Origin of the sequence: Nonomuraea sp. NPDC050643, from assembly GCF_040654715.1 — a bacterium.
Taxonomy (GTDB): domain Bacteria; phylum Actinomycetota; class Actinomycetes; order Streptosporangiales; family Streptosporangiaceae; genus Nonomuraea.
Genome location: NZ_JBFAIM010000026.1, coordinates 95,843 through 110,370 on the forward strand (window position 1 = coordinate 95,843; position 14,528 = coordinate 110,370).

At 71.8% G+C, this 14,528-nt stretch carries 18 protein-coding genes; 12 read left to right on the top strand and 6 right to left on the bottom strand.

From position 1 onward, the window contains the following. Positions 1–52: 52 nt before the first annotated feature. Entirely contained in the window at positions 53–430 is a 378-nt protein-coding gene (locus tag AB0I15_RS31870; protein WP_358103239.1) for a hypothetical protein, read from the bottom strand. A 183-nt stretch (positions 431–613) separates the two neighbouring features. On the opposite strand from AB0I15_RS31870, the gene AB0I15_RS31875 reads away from it, so the two are divergent. From AB0I15_RS31875 to AB0I15_RS31895, 5 genes are all read left to right on the top strand, one after another. Continuing rightward, a complete protein-coding gene (locus tag AB0I15_RS31875; protein WP_358103241.1) occupies positions 614–1,477 on the top strand; it encodes a hypothetical protein in 864 nt (287 codons plus the stop codon). 10 nt (positions 1,478–1,487) lie between these two features. Next, positions 1,488–1,946 carry a hypothetical protein gene (locus tag AB0I15_RS31880; protein WP_358103244.1) on the top strand — a complete coding sequence of 153 codons (459 nt, stop codon included), beginning with the start codon at positions 1,488–1,490 and terminating at the stop codon, positions 1,944–1,946. Positions 1,947–2,032: 86 nt separating this feature from the next. Then, entirely contained in the window at positions 2,033–2,782 is a 750-nt protein-coding gene (locus AB0I15_RS31885) for a hypothetical protein (protein WP_358103247.1), read from the top strand. A gap of 85 nt (positions 2,783–2,867) precedes the next feature. Next, positions 2,868–3,857 carry an aldo/keto reductase gene (locus AB0I15_RS31890; RefSeq protein WP_358103250.1) on the top strand — a complete coding sequence of 330 codons (990 nt, stop codon included), beginning with the start codon at positions 2,868–2,870 and terminating at the stop codon, positions 3,855–3,857. Positions 3,858–3,944: 87 nt separating this feature from the next. Further along, on the top strand, positions 3,945–4,592 hold the full coding sequence (locus AB0I15_RS31895) for a DedA family protein (RefSeq protein ID WP_358103253.1): 648 nt from the start codon (positions 3,945–3,947) through the stop codon (positions 4,590–4,592). Here the strand turns inward: AB0I15_RS31895 and AB0I15_RS31900 are convergent. Continuing rightward, complete coding sequence (locus AB0I15_RS31900) at positions 4,536–5,276, bottom strand: GntR family transcriptional regulator (RefSeq protein WP_358103256.1); 741 nt, start codon at positions 5,274–5,276, stop codon at positions 4,536–4,538. The two genes, AB0I15_RS31895 and AB0I15_RS31900, sit on opposite strands and share 57 nt — an antisense overlap. An 86-nt stretch (positions 5,277–5,362) precedes the next feature. On the opposite strand from AB0I15_RS31900, the gene AB0I15_RS31905 reads away from it, so the two are divergent. Beyond that, positions 5,363–6,136, top strand: coding sequence for an inositol monophosphatase family protein (locus AB0I15_RS31905; RefSeq protein ID WP_358103259.1), 774 nt, complete (start codon positions 5,363–5,365; stop codon positions 6,134–6,136). 22 nt (positions 6,137–6,158) lie between these two features. Here AB0I15_RS31905 and AB0I15_RS31910 read toward each other — a convergent pair whose 3' ends face one another. Further along, complete coding sequence (locus AB0I15_RS31910) at positions 6,159–6,863, bottom strand: HAD family hydrolase (RefSeq protein ID WP_358103262.1); 705 nt, start codon at positions 6,861–6,863, stop codon at positions 6,159–6,161. A 34-nt stretch (positions 6,864–6,897) separates the two neighbouring features. Next, entirely contained in the window at positions 6,898–7,518 is a 621-nt protein-coding gene (locus AB0I15_RS31915) for a hypothetical protein (RefSeq protein WP_358103265.1), read from the bottom strand. A 239-nt stretch (positions 7,519–7,757) separates the two neighbouring features. Between AB0I15_RS31915 and AB0I15_RS31920 the strand changes: the two genes are divergently transcribed. Then, complete coding sequence (locus AB0I15_RS31920) at positions 7,758–8,594, top strand: helix-turn-helix transcriptional regulator (RefSeq protein WP_358103268.1); 837 nt, start codon at positions 7,758–7,760, stop codon at positions 8,592–8,594. After that, positions 8,591–9,394 carry an SAM-dependent methyltransferase gene (locus AB0I15_RS31925; RefSeq protein WP_358103271.1) on the top strand — a complete coding sequence of 268 codons (804 nt, stop codon included), beginning with the start codon at positions 8,591–8,593 and terminating at the stop codon, positions 9,392–9,394. The genes AB0I15_RS31920 and AB0I15_RS31925 overlap by 4 nt, the downstream gene beginning before the upstream one ends. Before the next feature lie 83 nt (positions 9,395–9,477). Here AB0I15_RS31925 and AB0I15_RS31930 read toward each other — a convergent pair whose 3' ends face one another. Further along, positions 9,478–10,131, bottom strand: coding sequence for a GntR family transcriptional regulator (locus AB0I15_RS31930; RefSeq protein ID WP_358103274.1), 654 nt, complete (start codon positions 10,129–10,131; stop codon positions 9,478–9,480). A 68-nt stretch (positions 10,132–10,199) separates the two neighbouring features. Between AB0I15_RS31930 and AB0I15_RS31935 the strand changes: the two genes are divergently transcribed. The 4 genes from AB0I15_RS31935 to AB0I15_RS31950 are packed head-to-tail and all read left to right on the top strand — an operon-like array spanning position 10,200 to position 13,891. Further along, positions 10,200–11,387: a CoA transferase gene (locus AB0I15_RS31935; protein WP_358103277.1), complete on the top strand. Its 1,188-nt coding sequence runs from the start codon at positions 10,200–10,202 to the stop codon at positions 11,385–11,387. Continuing rightward, complete coding sequence (locus AB0I15_RS31940) at positions 11,384–12,259, top strand: aldolase/citrate lyase family protein (protein WP_358103280.1); 876 nt, start codon at positions 11,384–11,386, stop codon at positions 12,257–12,259. The genes AB0I15_RS31935 and AB0I15_RS31940 overlap by 4 nt, the downstream gene beginning before the upstream one ends. 40 nt (positions 12,260–12,299) lie before the next feature. Further along, on the top strand, positions 12,300–13,637 hold the full coding sequence (locus AB0I15_RS31945) for a TRAP transporter large permease subunit (RefSeq protein WP_358103283.1): 1,338 nt from the start codon (positions 12,300–12,302) through the stop codon (positions 13,635–13,637). A gap of 26 nt (positions 13,638–13,663) precedes the next feature. Further along, positions 13,664–13,891 carry a hypothetical protein gene (locus AB0I15_RS31950; RefSeq protein ID WP_358103286.1) on the top strand — a complete coding sequence of 76 codons (228 nt, stop codon included), beginning with the start codon at positions 13,664–13,666 and terminating at the stop codon, positions 13,889–13,891. Here AB0I15_RS31950 and AB0I15_RS31955 read toward each other — a convergent pair. Beyond that, on the bottom strand, positions 13,888–14,526 hold the full coding sequence (locus AB0I15_RS31955) for a TetR/AcrR family transcriptional regulator (RefSeq protein ID WP_358103289.1): 639 nt from the start codon (positions 14,524–14,526) through the stop codon (positions 13,888–13,890). The genes AB0I15_RS31950 and AB0I15_RS31955 overlap by 4 nt on opposite strands. Positions 14,527–14,528 lie beyond the last annotated feature (2 nt).

Sequence of the window (14,528 nt, forward strand, 5' to 3'; positions counted from 1 at the left end):
TCGTGAGGGGCGGCGTGCGCAGGCGTGCTCGGGTGTGCTCGGGCCGGCGCGCTCAGGCGTTGTACGACGTGGGCCGCCAGGACGCCCAGTCGATGCGGACCCGCTCCCGCCGCTCCCGGTCCACCTTGACCGGCACCATCACCCCGGGCGCCACCACGCCCATGGGGATGCGCGGCAGCGACTGCCGATGCGTGACCCGGTAGGCGTGCCCGTCCGCCATCCGGACGCCGAGCGCGAAGGCGACCACCGGCTGCCCGTTGACCGTCATCCCAGTGTCGCTCATCGACTCCACCACCGCCTGGGCGGGAATGCCGGTGGCCAGCAGCCGCTGGCCGTTCCGCGCGATGATCAGGAACGGCAGGCCGACGCACGCCAGGATCAGCATCGTCCCGCCCGTGATCGCCACCGACATCCAGAGTCCCGTGCTCACGTTCCCGCCCCGCTTCTTCGTCTCGGTGATCGTCCAGGATGTTGTAACCGGGCGGGATTGCACGCCACTTGATCGCCGCTTGCACCGGAATTAGATGAATTATCGAATTTACGGGCTCATTGAGACTCTTGCGTTCTATGGTGTGCGACGTCCCTACTGCTCGCTTTTCCAGGGAGCCGCGCCATGCCGCGTACCGTACGCCAGGCCGCCGCGCTACTGCTGATCGTTTCCTCGGTCCAGCTCACCGCCACGGTGAACGCCCGGGCGCAGGCCACGCCGCCGAATAGAACGGCAAAACCGGTGAACTGCGCGCTGAAACCCAGCCGCTGCGGATATCCCGACGCCACGAACACCGGAGTTCCGGCCGGGACCAAACTGACGGTCGTCAACGGTCACCTTTCCATCACCAAGGCGGGCACGGTGATAGACGGCAAGGACATTCGCGGCTGCGTCCTCGTCAAGGCCCCCAACGTGACCATCCGCCGCTCCAAGGTCACCTGCACCGGCCACTACGCCATCGGCAGCTTCGTCGAGGAGTACAAGGGCGGCGGCCTGCTGATCGAGGACGTGGAGGTGGACTGCCGCGACCACCACACCACCGGCGTCGGCTCGTACGGGATGACCGCCAGGCGGCTCGACATCCACGGCTGCGAGAACGGCTTCGACACCGACGACACGACCAGCGTGCTCGACTCCTACATCCACGACCTGTACGAGGGCGCCACCGGCCACGCCGACGGCATCCAGCTCGCCGGCGGCTCGAACATCCGCATCAGGCACAACACGATATTCGCCCCCGGCGGCACCGCGGCGATCATCAGTCACCCCACGAAGAACGCCAACGTGCTGGTGGAGAACAATTTCCTGGCCGGCGGGGCGTACACGCTGTATTGCCCGCGCCGGAGCAGCAGCGATTACCGCGTGGTCGGAAACCGTTTCGGCCGCCAATTCTCCGTCAAGGGCGGCGCTTATGGCGCGTGGACCGACTGCCGGAAGGTCTCCGTGGTCCGGGACAACTTCTGGGACAACAATCTCAAGCCTCTCTGAAAACCGCAGGGTGGACGATTCCCGCCGCCTCGGGACCATCGGCGTAGCCGGGGGAGGCCACGCGGCTCGGGGCGACGGAGAGGTAGCTGTGACCGCTCATGCCGATGACGCCGATGACGCCACTGACGCCGCGCGGATCAGCCTGCTCGTCGCCGAATACGAGCGCATCAAGGACGAACAGAAATCGCGCATCGGATTTCGCGACAACCTGATCTACGTCACCCTGGCCTCGATGGCCGGCGTCATCGCCGCCGCCCTGCAACCGCGCGGGCACAGCGGCCTGCTGCTGTTGCTGCCACCGGCGTCGCTCGTGCTCGGCTGGACCTATCTCGTCAACGACGAGAAGATCTCCGCGATCGGCCGCTACATCCGGACGGACCTGGGCCCGCGCCTCGCCGAGGTGGCCGCGATCGCCCTGCTGACCACCCAGATCGTCGGCTACGCCGATCTGGCGGGGGCCAAGGACTGAACGGTGGCATCTAGGTAGGGTCTACTCAGGCGTTCATGGCCGGGCCGCGCTCTACTGGCGCTGACCACGACATGCCGGAGGCGACGATGAGCACCCAGCACGGCCACGACCACGAGAACCACGAGACGTTCGACGTCCACGGCATGCTGCTGTTCGGCGGCGAGCCGCTCTACTTCTCGCACCTGCCGATGTTCCGGCACCCCGCGCACCGCTTCCAGGTGCTCATGGAGGTGGACTTCCGGCCGGAGGTGCGCGAGGCGGTACGGCGGGACATGACGGGCGACGACATCCACACGTTCGTGCCGGAGGCGTTCGACATCCTCGAACTCGATCCGGACAGTCCCGGGCCGGCCAGGACGTCCATCGCCGGGACCGTGTTCCGGGGGCACTTCGAGCGGGGCGGCCGGCCCCTCGTCAAGAACGTCGCGGCCGAGGTGAAGCGGGTGGCGTTCTTCCGGCGGCTGGAGCCGAGGGCGCGGCACGACGACGACGCGCCGCTGGCGTACCTGTGCTTCGGGCGGGCGGGCGCGCTGCATCTCGCCCACGAGATCACCGCGCGGCCCGACTTCGACCAGATCCTCGAGGTACGGCTCGTCCCCGGGACCGTACGGCACGAGCCGGAGCCGCCGCAGCCCCGCGACGTGCTGCGCCAGGACTTCCTGACGCCCGTGGCGGTGACGTTCGGGCGGGTGGACACGCCCGGGCGGCGGCTGGTGGCGGGGGACCGGGCCGAGGGGGTGTTCTTCCTGGGGGTCTCGCGGATCGGGGAGCGCCGGTTCACCGCCGAGGTCGAGGTGGTGCGGGAGGTCTACATGGAGACCGGGGATCTCACCTGAGCGGAGGGACCGACCGGCTCACCGCCGCCGCTCTAACTTGCTGACAGAAATTGAAATCTGTCAGTCCAATAGGCATACTGGCGGCATGAGAACTCTGGGAACCGGCGGACCCGCCGTCTCCGACCTCGGGCTCGGCTGCATGGGCATGTCCGACCTGTACGGGCCGGCCGACCGGGCCGAATCCATCGCCACCATCCACGCCGCCCTCGACGCGGGCATCGACCTGCTCGACACCGGCGACTTCTACGGCATGGGGCACAACGAGCTGCTCATCCACGAGGCGCTGCGGGGCCGGCCGCGCGAGCGGGTGCGGATCAGCGTGAAGTTCGGGGCGCTGCGCGACCCCGACGGCAACTGGCTCGGCAACGACGGCCGGCCGGCGGCGGTCAAGAACGCGCTGGCCTACACGCTGCGCCGGCTCGGGACCGACCACGTGGACGTCTACCGGATCGCCCGGGTGGATCCGGCCGTGCCGATCGAGGAGACGGTCGGGGCCATCGCCGAGGAGGTCGGGAAGGGGCACGTCCGGCACATCGGGCTGTCCGAGGCCGGCGCCGCGACCATCAGGCGCGCCCACGCCGTGCATCCGATCGCCGACGTCCAGCTCGAATACTCGCTGCTGTCCCGGGGGATCGAGCGGGAGGTCCTGCCCGCCTGCCGGGAGCTCGGGATCGGCGTGACGGCGTACGGAGTGCTGTCGAGGGGGCTGCTCAGCGGGCACTGGAGCAAGGACCGGGAGCTGGCGGCGGGCGACTTCCGCACCTTCAGCCCGCGTTTCTCCGGCGACAACCTCGCGCACAACCTGGCACTGGTCGAGTCGCTGCGGGCGCTGGCCGAGGCCAAGGGGGCCACGGTGGCGCAGCTCGCCATCGCCTGGGTGCTGGGGCGGGGCCAGGACATCGTGCCGCTGATCGGGGCGCGCCGGCGCGAGCGGCTCGCCGAGGCGCTGGGGGCGTCCGGCGTGGAGCTGACGGCCGCGGACCTGGCCGCCATCGAGGCCGCCGTGCCGCCGGACGCCGCGGCCGGCGCCCGGTACGCGCAGGCGCAGATGGCCCACCTCGACAGCGAGCGCTGACGGCGGCGCTCGCCGTCAAGCGGGCACATCCCGGCAGAGGGCGCGAAGGCGGCCTCGGCGGCGGGCGGCGGCACTAAGGTGGCGCGGGTGCACATCGACGAATGGCTGCAGGCGATCCCCGCCGGATGGCTCTACGCGACGGTCGCCCTCGTGATCGGGTTCGAGAGTCTCGGCATCCCCCTGCCCGGCGAGATCGTCCTGGTCAGCTCCGCGATCCTGGCCGCCAAGGGTGTCGTGGACCCGGTCTGGGTGGGGGCGTGCGCGAGCGCCGGCGCCATCGTCGGCGACTCCGCCGGCTACGCCATCGGCCGCAAGGGCGGCGCCGCCCTGTTCGACCGGCTCGGCCGCCGTTTCCCCAAGCACTTCGGGCCCCGGCACCTGGGCCGGGCCGAGGGCTACTTCCAGCGGTTCGGCGTGTGGACGGTCTTCGTCGGGCGGTTCGTCGCGCTGCTGCGGATCCTGGCCGGGCCGCTGGCGGGGGCGCTGCGCATGCCGTACTGGAAGTTCGCGGTGGCGAACGTGCTGGGCGGAATCGTGTGGGCGGGCGGCACCACCGCGGTGATCTTCTACCTCGGGCTCGTCGCCGAGAGGTGGCTGAAGGGCTTCTCCTGGGTGGCGCTCGCGGTGGCGGTGGTGTTCGGGATCGCCGGCACGCTCTATCTCAAGCGGCGCGCCGCCTCAGCGCTCGATGAGGGTGACCTCGAGGGAGTAGTGGGACGCCCGGTAGATGTGTGAGCCGTGCTCGACGGCGCGGCCCTGGTCGTCGTAGGTGGTGCGGACCATCGTCAGCAGCGGCGCCCCGCGGCGCTCCTCCAGCAGCCTGGCCTCCGCCTGGGTGGCGGCCCGGGCGCCGATGCGCTGGTTGGCCACCCGCATCCGCACGCCGGCGCCGCGCAGCAGTTCGTACAGGCCGCGGCCCTCCAAGGCGGCGGCCGTGAGCTGGGCCAGGCCCAGCGGGAGCCAGTTGTGCAGCACCGCCAGCGGCTCGCCGGCCGCGAAGCGCAGGCGCTCCAGGTAGAGGATCTGCGTGCCCGGCTCGACGCCCAGGATGCGGGCGATCTCCTCCTCCACCGGCCGCGGCTCCAGCGCCAGCACCTGCGTGGCCGGCTCCTGGCCCGCCCTGCGCAGGTCGTCGTAGAGGCTGGTCAGCTCGACCGAGCGCTTCACCTGGCCGTGCACCACCTGCGTGCCGACGCCGCGCTTGCGGACCAGCAGGCCCTTGTCCACGAGATATTGGATGGCCTGCCGGATCGTGGGCCGCGACAGGCCCAGCTTGTCGGCCAGCAGGATCTCGTTGTCCAGCCGGGAGCCCGGGGCCAGATCACCGCGCCTGATCGCCTCGGCGATCTGCTCGGCCACCTGGAAATAGAGCGGCACGGGGCTGGATCGGTCCAGGTCTATGGCCAGGTTGGCGGTCATGCTGATCAGCTTAACCGAGGTCAGAATGTCCAGACAAATGAGTCAAGGGAGTGTGCGGAGGGCGTGGGCGAGGTAGGGGAGAGGGCATGGACGCGACTCACCTGATCGACATCGCCACCGAGGCCGCCAGGGCCGTCGGCCCCCGGCTGCGCAAGGCCTTCAGGTCCCGCCCAGAGGTGAACACCAAACGCGACTTCCACGACCCCGTCACCGAGCACGACCGTGCCGCCGAGGAGACCATCCGCGCCGTCATCGACGCCAGGGCGCCGCACAGCGCGATCGTGGGCGAGGAGGGCGGCACCACCGGCTCCGGCGACCTCGTCTGGTACGTCGACCCCATCGACGGCACCGCCAACTTCGCCGCCGGCCTGCCGTTCTTCTGCGTCTCCATCGCCGCCGCCGTCCGCGGGGACCTGGTGGCGGGCATCGTGTACGACCCCGTACGCGACGACGAGTTCACCGCCACCGCCGAGGGCGCCTGGTGCAACGGCACCCCCTTGGACAGCGCCGGGGCGGCGGGCGACCGGGAGGCCGTGCTCCTGACGAGCTACCCGACCCCCGAAGACCTCGACGCGGGCGGCGAGGAGGCGCTGCGGGGCTATGGCCGTCTCGTGATGTCGTTCGCCACCGTGCGCAGGCCGGGCAGCGCCGCCCTCAACCTCGCGCACGTCGCGGCGGGCTGGTCGGACGTCACCTACGGCACCCGCTCGCACCCGTGGGACGTGGCCGCGGGCGCCCTGCTGGTCCGGCAGGCAGGAGGCGTCTACGTGGGAGATCCGCTGGTCAGGGGCGATTACCTGGCGCACGTGGGCGGGTTCGACCTGGAGAGGTCGGCGCTGGGCGAGGTGGTGAGAAGGTGAGCGGGCGAGGCCGCCGTGAGCGTCAGCCGCCGACGAGGTGGGCCAATTCGGACAGCGAGGTGATGCGGGGGAAGCCGGCGGGCGGCGGTGTCACGCCGAGTCTGTCGAGCCAGACCGAGCGCATGCCGGTCACCGCCGGTCCGGTCACGTCGTTGTCCACGTCGTCGCCGACCAGCAGCACCTCGTGCGGCGCCAGCCCGAGCACGCCGGCGGCGGCCGTGTAGCAGGCGGGTGCGGGCTTGAAGCAGCCGTTCAGCACCTCGCCCGTCAGCACCGGCCCCACCAGGCCGCCGAGCCCGATCGCGCGGACCTTGTCCTCCTGCATCCGCTGCGCGCCGTTCGTCAGCACCCCCAGCGCGTAGCCGCCCAGCCGCGCCACCGCCTCCCGCACGTCGGGGTAGGGGGTCCAGTTGCGGCGGTAGCGGGCGGCGAAGTCGGCGTAGGCGGTGTCCAGGTCGTCGGGGACGGGCACGGCCAGCTCCCGGCAGAGCGCGTCCAGGCGCAGGCGCCGCTGCTCCTCGACCGAGCACCGGCCGGCCCGCCACATCGCCAGGTAGGGCTCCTCGAGGCCGGCCCACAGCGTGGCCACCTCGGGCAGGCGCGGGTGCCCGGGGGAGCGCTCGTCGAGCCAGGCGGCGATGGCGGTGCCGGCGGCGGCGCGGTGGTCGAGCAGGGTGCCGTCGAGGTCGAACAGGATCCCTTTGACGCCGGTCAGGGACGACCTCACGACCGCGCCCCCTGGCGTCCGGCGGGCCCGCCGGTCATGTGGCGGCTCCGGCGGCGATGCGGGCGGCCGTCTCCCGGGGCGGGTAGCCGAGGGTGAGGCCGCGTACCGAGAGCGGGGCCTGGGTGAAGAGGACCTCGGCGTTCTCGCTCAGGATGTAGTGCAGCGCGGGGGACTGGGCGCGGTGCGAGTCGAGGGCGGCGATCTCCGGCTCGGCCAGCCCGGGCGGCAGCGCGTCGCGGTAGTCGGCGATCAGCGCGTCGAGGTCGAAGAGCCGGCCGTAGCGGTCGGCCGTGCCCGCCACGACCCTGACCAGGTCGCCGGCCACTTCCGCTTGATAGACCAGGCCGGTGCCGCCGCTCTTGTCGAACCAGCGCAGCGCCTCGTCGGCGGGCAGCGTGAACGCGCCGTACGGCTTGCGCCCGTACAGCAGGGCCTCGGCGATCCAGCGGTCGCACCACAGCTCGTCCATGTAGGGCGCCGGCGCGCTCGCGTCGACGCTCAGGCCCTGGGCCAGCACCGGGTTCCAGGCCGACACCAGCGGGCTGCTGAAGCGGGGCATGCGCGGGCCGCGCCAGTGGCTGAGCACGTAGCCGAACCAGACGGTCACGACCTCGACCCGGCGCCGGGAAAGGGGACGCTCATAGGTCCCGTTCATGATCTGGCCACCGTCGGGGTGCCGCCAGGGGCCGGGTGCGACGGCCATGTCTGTGGGAATCGGAGGCGTCCGATAGTCGGGATGCAGTATCCACGCGTCCGCCACAGTCCTGCCCTTTCCGATTGCCATATGCATTGCGTGTCAGAGCACTAGAGTGGCCATCGTGCATCACCCGTCACTCCGTTGCAATAGACCAGGTGTAAACGCTGATTTTTGTCATCGATGGCTATGACGTACGTATGCAGTTGAGCGTTGTGGCGGCCCGGCTCTCGTCGTTGCGCACGGGATGCGGGCTGTCGATGAAGGCCGCGGCGCAGGCCGCCGGGCTCAACACCTCGACGATCTTCCGCATCGAGCACGGGCTCGTCGCGCCCCGCGAGTCGACCGTGCGCCTGCTCCTCGAGCTGTACGGCGAGGGCGAGCACTCCTACCGGCTGCTGTCGCTGCTGCGGGAGGAGCGGGTGGCCGGCTGGTACGACGCGCCCGGGGTGCCCCTCGGGCTGTCGGCGTACCTGGAGCTGGAGGACCAGGCGCAGGTGATCTACACCTATTACCCGCGCTCGGTGCCCCCGTTGCTGCAGACCCCTCCCTACGCCACCGCCGCCGTACGCGCCGCGCTCCGCCCCGGGGCCACGTCCGAGCAGATCGCCGGAGGCGCCGGCCTGGTGGCGGTCCGGCAGGAGGCGCTCGACCGGCAGCGCGGGCCGCACCTGTGGGCGCTGGCCGACCGGCAGGGGCTGCTCGACCCGCCGCTGCCCGCGCCCGACGACCGGCTCGCCCAGCTCGACGCGGTCGCGCTGGCCGCCAAGCAGCCGCACATCGCCGTGCAGGTGATCCGGTCCGCGGGCGAGACCGGCTACCTCTACCAGGGGCCGCCGTTCACGATCCTGCGCTTCCCCGAGCGCGGCAGGCCCGACGCGCTGGCGCTGCACCTGCTGCACGCCCCGATCGTCCTCGACGACTGGCGGCGGGTCGAGGAATACCAGCAGGCGTTCGCCCGGCTGTCGATCTCGGCGTTCCCGGTCGACGCCACCTCCGCCGTGCTGGACGAGATGCGCGCCACGCTCACCGGATGACCCGGGACGGAGGCCACCGCATGCCGGACGAGATCCTCAGCGGGGTCAGCGGCGCCCGCATGTACGACGCCGCGCAGGGCGGCAAGCTGAACTTCAGTGCCGACCGGGCGGCGCTGGAGCAGGCCGAGCGGCTCAGCGCCGACACCGCCAACGCGCTCGTCGCCCACCACCAGCACGTGCATCGCGTGGTGCGGTATCTGGCGGCGCGGGGGATGGAGCAGTTCGTCCTGTTCGGCACCGGGCTGCCGAGCACGGGCCCGGCCCACGAGACCATCCACGCGGTCTATCCGCAGGCCAGAGTGGTGTACGCGGAGCGAGACCCGTACGTGCTGGCCCATGCACGCGCCGTCACCGGCAAGAGCGGCGACCGGGTCCGCATCGTGGGCTGCGACTTCGCGCGCCCGGCGGAGCTGCTGGCGGACCCCGTGGTGCGGACGTTCGTGAACTGGGACGAGCCGGTGGCGGTGGGGGTGCTGTCCGTGCACGAGATCCCGGTCGAGGACACCTCGTGGGTGGCGGCGCTGCGGCGGGAGCTGGCCGCCGGGAGTCTGCTGTGGCTGACCGTGCTCAGCATGGACGCCTTCGAGGAGGACGTGCGCAGGGCGGTCACGGACGTGAACCGGCGGATGGGGCTGACAGCGTACTTCCGGGGGCGGGACGAGGTGCTGGCGCTGTTCGGAGGGCTGGAGCTGCTCGAACCCGGGCTGGTGTGGGTGCCGCAGTGGCGGCCCGACGGGACCGAGGTGGACATAGCGCCCGAACGGACGGCGTGGCTGACGGGCGTGGGCCGGGTCGGGTGAGCGGGCTCGCGGGCAGGTGGCGGGCGCGCGTCGGGTGAGCGGGCAGGTGGCGGGCTTTGCTCGGATGAGTCTCCCGAGGCGGGTCAGTGGTGCTGGCGGAAGTCGCCGGCGCGGCGGACGTGGTCGATCATGATGCGCTCCGCGGCCTCGGCGTCGCCGGCCTCCAACGCGGCCAGGATGCCCTCGTGGGCTTCGAGCTGGGCCTTGACCTGGGTCTCGTCCAGCCACAAGGACGCCTCGGCGGGCACCGGGAAGCTGTTGCGCACCGACCGGGCGTGCGCGCCCAGGAACGCCGGGCCGCCGATGTCCACGATGCGCAGGTGGAAGCGCCGGCTCAGCTCGCCGAGCCGGTCGTTGCGGCCCAGGTCGGCGTCCTCGGCCATCGCCGCGTGCAGCTCGCGCAGCCCGGCCAGCTCCTCGGCGGTGATCCTGGCCGCGGCGAGCCGCGCCCCCAGCCCTTCGACCACCGCGCGCAGACCGTAATATTCGGTCACCGCCTCGTCGCCCAGGTCCACCACGGTCGCGCCGTGATGCGCCTCGTAACTGATCAGCCGGTCCTTCTCCAGCCTGCGCAGCGCCTCGCGCACCGGCGTGACCGACACCCCGAGCCGCTTGGCCACCTCCCCGGCCCGCAGCGCCGTGCCCCCGGGGATCCGCGTCGAACGGATCTCCTCGAGAAGCACGCTGTAGACGTACTCGGCCTTGCTCATGGGCGGCCGTGGCTCGCTGGGTGACATGTCCCCAAGTGTCTCGCACAACAGACGGAGGGTTGACCTATGACATATTTCTTATAAGTTACATGTTCATGACGAGCCTCGCCGACCTGCGGGTCATCGACGCGGCGACGCTGTTCGCCGGTCCCTCCGCCGCGATGATGCTGGGCGACTTCGGCGCCGACGTGATCAAAATCGAGCATCCCCGGCGTGGCGACCCGTCGCGCGGGCACGGCGCCGCCGTGGACGGGGTGGGCCTGTGGTGGAAGACGCTGTCGCGCAACAAGCGCAGCGCCGCCGTGGACCTGTCGCGGCCCGAGGGCCAGGAGATCCTGCGCCACCTCGCCGAACGGTCCGACGTGCTGATCGAGAACTTCCGCCCCGGCACCCTGGAACGCTGGAACCTGGCGCCCGAAGACCTCCTGGCGCTCAACCCGCGGCTGATCGTGGCGCGGATGACGGGGTTCGGGCAGTTCGGGCCCATGTCCAAGCGGCCGGGGTTCGGGACGCTGGCCGAGGCCATGAGCGGGTTCGCCGCCATGACCGGGGAGCCGGACGGGCCGCCCACGCTGCCGCCGCTGGCCCTGGCCGACGGCATCGCGGGCCTGGCCATGTCGTACGCGATCATGGTGGCCCTGCGGGCCCGCGAGGAGACCGGGCGCGGGCAGGTCATCGACCTGGCGATCATCGAGCCGATCCTGGGACTGCTGGGGCCGCAGATGAGCGCGTACAAGGCGCTCGGGGTCGTGCCGCGGCGCACCGGCAACCGGTCCACGAGCAACGCGCCGCGCAACACCTACCGGACCCGCGACGGGCGCTGGCTGGCGATCTCCACCAGCGCCCAGCCCATCGCCGAGCGGGTGGTCACCCTCGTGGGGCGGGCCGACCTGGTCGAGCAGCCGTGGTTCGCCAGCGGCGCCGGGCGGGTGCGGCACGTGGACGAGCTGGACGAGGCCGTCGCCTCCTGGATCGCCGAGCGGGACGCCGAGGAGGTCATCGCCAGGTTCGAGGAGGTGCAGGCCGCGGTCGCGCCCATCTACGACGTCGCCGACCTGGCCGAGGACCCGCAGTACGCGGCGCTGAACACGTTCGTGGAGGTGCCGGACGAGGAGCTCGGCTCGGTCACCATGCAGAACGTGCTGTTCCGCCTGTCGGACACCCCCGGCGAGATCCGCTGGCCGGGACGGGCCCTCGGCAGGGACACCGACGAGGTGCTCGCCGAGCTCGACTACTCCGGCGAGCGGATCGCCGCGCTGCGTGCGGACGGGGTGATCGCGTGAACGTGACCTGGCTGTACGTGCCGGGCGACCGCCCCGAGCGCTTCGGCAAGGCCGTGGACTCCGGCGCCGACGTGGTCATCATCGACCTGGAGGACGCGGTCGCGCCCGTACGCAAGGACGAGGCCAGGGACCACGCGGTCGCCTACCTGCGCTCCCGCCCATCGGGCAGGCGGCCGGGCGTCCAGGTGCACGTGCGGGTCAACGACCTGGTCACCGAGCGCGGGCGCGACGACCTGGCCGCCGTCGGGGAGCTCGCCGACGCCGTGCGGCTGCCGAAGGTCGAGTCGGCCGCCGTGCTCGACGCCGTCACCGGCGCGCCCGCGTACGCGCTGCTGGAGTCGGCGGCCGGGATCGTGGCCGCCGGCGCGATCGCCGCCCACCCGCGCGTGGCCGGGGTGGCGCTGGGCGAGCAGGACCTGGCCGCCGAGCTGGCCATCACCGACGAGCAGGCCATGAATCACCTCAGGCTCCAGGTCGTCCTCGCCGCCGCGGCGGCCGGGCTGCCGCCGGTGCCGATGTCGGTGTACCCGGACGTCAAGGACGAGGCCGGCCTGCTCGCCTCCTGCCGGGCGGGCCGCGCGCTCGGGCTGTTCGGCAGGACCGCGATCCACCCCCGTCAGATCCCCGTGATCAGGCGGGCGTTCCGCCCGGCCGAGGAGGAGGCCGCCAGGGCCGCCGAGATCGTGGCCGCGGCGGAACAGGCCGAGCGGTCGGGGATCGGCGCGGTCGCGCTGCCCGACGGCCGGTTCGTGGACGCCCCGATCGTCGCCAGGGCCCGCCGCACGCTGGACCTGGCCCGCCGTCTCGCCGACCACCCCAGGGAGGCGGCGGCAGCCCCACTCACGTCGCCGGACACCGACTCCGACGCCTAGGACCACCCCCAGCCTCACCCCCCATTGGAGGACATTCGCCATGGGTATCGCCGTTTGGGCGCTCATCGCATATATCGCCATCATCGTCGTCTGGAACGGCGTGCTGAAACGCAACATCGGTGAGGCGATGCTCATCGGTTTCGCCGGCGTGTGCCTCTTCGGCGGCACCGGCTTCTTCGAGCTGGCCTGGGCCGGCCTGGCCGACGCGCTCGCCGAGGAGGTCGTCTTCGCCGCCCTGGCCTTCGTGTTCATGGGCTACCTGCTCACCAAGCTGGGTCTCATCCAGGAGCAGGTCACCGTCCTGAACTCGATCTTCGGCCGGCTGCGCGGCGGCGCCGGATACGTCTCGACCTCCGCCGCCGCGCTGCTCGGCGGCCCCTCCGGGTCCGGGTCCGGCATCGCCGCGTCCGTGGGCTCGGTGACGATCCCGTGGATGATCCGGTCGAACTGGCGCCCCGACCTGGCGGCCTCGCTGGTCGCGGGCAACGCCGGGCTGGGCATCTCGATCCCGCCGAGCTCGTCGATGTTCCTGCTGCTCGGCTCCGCCGCCGTGGCGCCCGTGCTGACCGCCGACCAGCTCTTCGTGCCCGCCCTGATCGGCGGGTTGTGGACGGTGGCCTACCGGTTCGTGGTGGTGTTCGTGTGGGTGCGCCGGCACAACATCGCCGCGACCGACGCGGCCGACATAGTCCCGCTGCGCGCCGCGCTGCGGGCCGGGTGGACGTCGCTGCTGGTGTACGCGGGCATCCTGATCCCGGTGCTGATGACGCTCGACTTCGGCGCGGCGCTCATGGAGTCGCGGGTCGGCGAGGCGGCCGACGACGTCAACATCATCGTGTGGATCCCGGTGCTGACCGTGCTGGCCACGTTCGCGGTGGCGTGGAAGCGGCTGCCGCGCACCGGCCGCGCCTGGAGCGAGTTGCTCGGCGACATGGCCCCCAGGTACGCCATCATCGGCGCGACGCTGTTCTTCGCCTTCGCGGCCGCCGCCAGCCTGGGCGAGCTGGGCCTGGTCGACCAGCTCACCGCGATCATGCAGGCGCTGGACGCGCCCACCGTCGTCATCGCCACCCTCGTCGGCCTGCTGCTCGTCATCATCGCCGCGCCGCTGACCGGCACCGCCACCATCGCCGCGGTGGGCGGCGTGGCCTTCAGTGCGCTGACCGCGGCCGGGGTCGCCCCAGCCGCCGCGGCCACCGCGATCATGATCTTCGCCTCGACCGAGGGGGCGTCCCCGCCAGGGGCGGCGCCGATCTACATCGCCAGCGGCATCGCCCAGGTGGACCCGGCCAGGACGTTCGGCCGGCTGATCCTCTGGTTCGTCATCCCGACCCTGGTCATCGGCGTGCTGGTGGCCACCGGCCTGCTGCCGGTCTGACCGCCGAGCTGAAAGGAAACCCTGCCATGAAACGCCTCACCATGGTCCTGTTCAAGATCGGCGTCGTGCTGTTCCTGGCGCTGGGCGTCGGCATCGTGCTGGTCCAGGCGGCCGGCCTCGTCGTGGGCAGTCCCGGCCTGGTCTCCGGCGCGGTGTCCGCGCTCGGCATGGCGATGACCGTGTCGGCCGGGGTGACCGGACTGCTCGGGTTCGTGATGTCGTACCTGTTCCACTGGCAGACGGGCGAGGACTAGGCGGACGGCCGCCAGCGCGCCGTGAGCTCCTCGTCCACCGGGGCGGGGCCGGGGAGCTCCCGGTGGGCCGGCGGCACCCGCAGCGAGTCCATCACGAGCGCCAGGTAGCGGTGGCGGAGCTGGGAGGTGCGCTCCTCGCCGCCGAGCTTGATCGAGGCCAACTGCTCGAACAGCAGCGCGATGTCCGCCACCGTCACGTCGGGACGCAGCACGCCCGCCTCCACCGCGCGGTGATGCACCTCGGTGGCCAGGCCGCTGGCCCGGACCGCGTCGCGGCCCAGCTCCTCGGTCGGCGTGAACGTGCCGGCGAGTTTGATCGTCAGCGAGTTGGTGTCGGCGTCCACGATGCCCCGCAGATAACCGGCGAACACCTCCCACGGATCGCCCACGTCGGCCAGCGCCCGCTCCGACACCGCGATGTAGAGCTTCAGCCCGTCGCCGCACAGCTTCTGCAGCAGGGCTTCCTTACTGGGGTAACGGCGGTAGAGTGCGCTGATCCCGACGCCCGCGGTCTCGGCCACGGCCGCGATGGGGGCGCCGGGGTCGGCGGTGAAGACGGCCCGCGCCGCCTGCAGGATCAACTCGTCGTTACGCGCGGCCTGTGCCTTGCGGCCGCTCATGGGTGCGCTGGTCATAC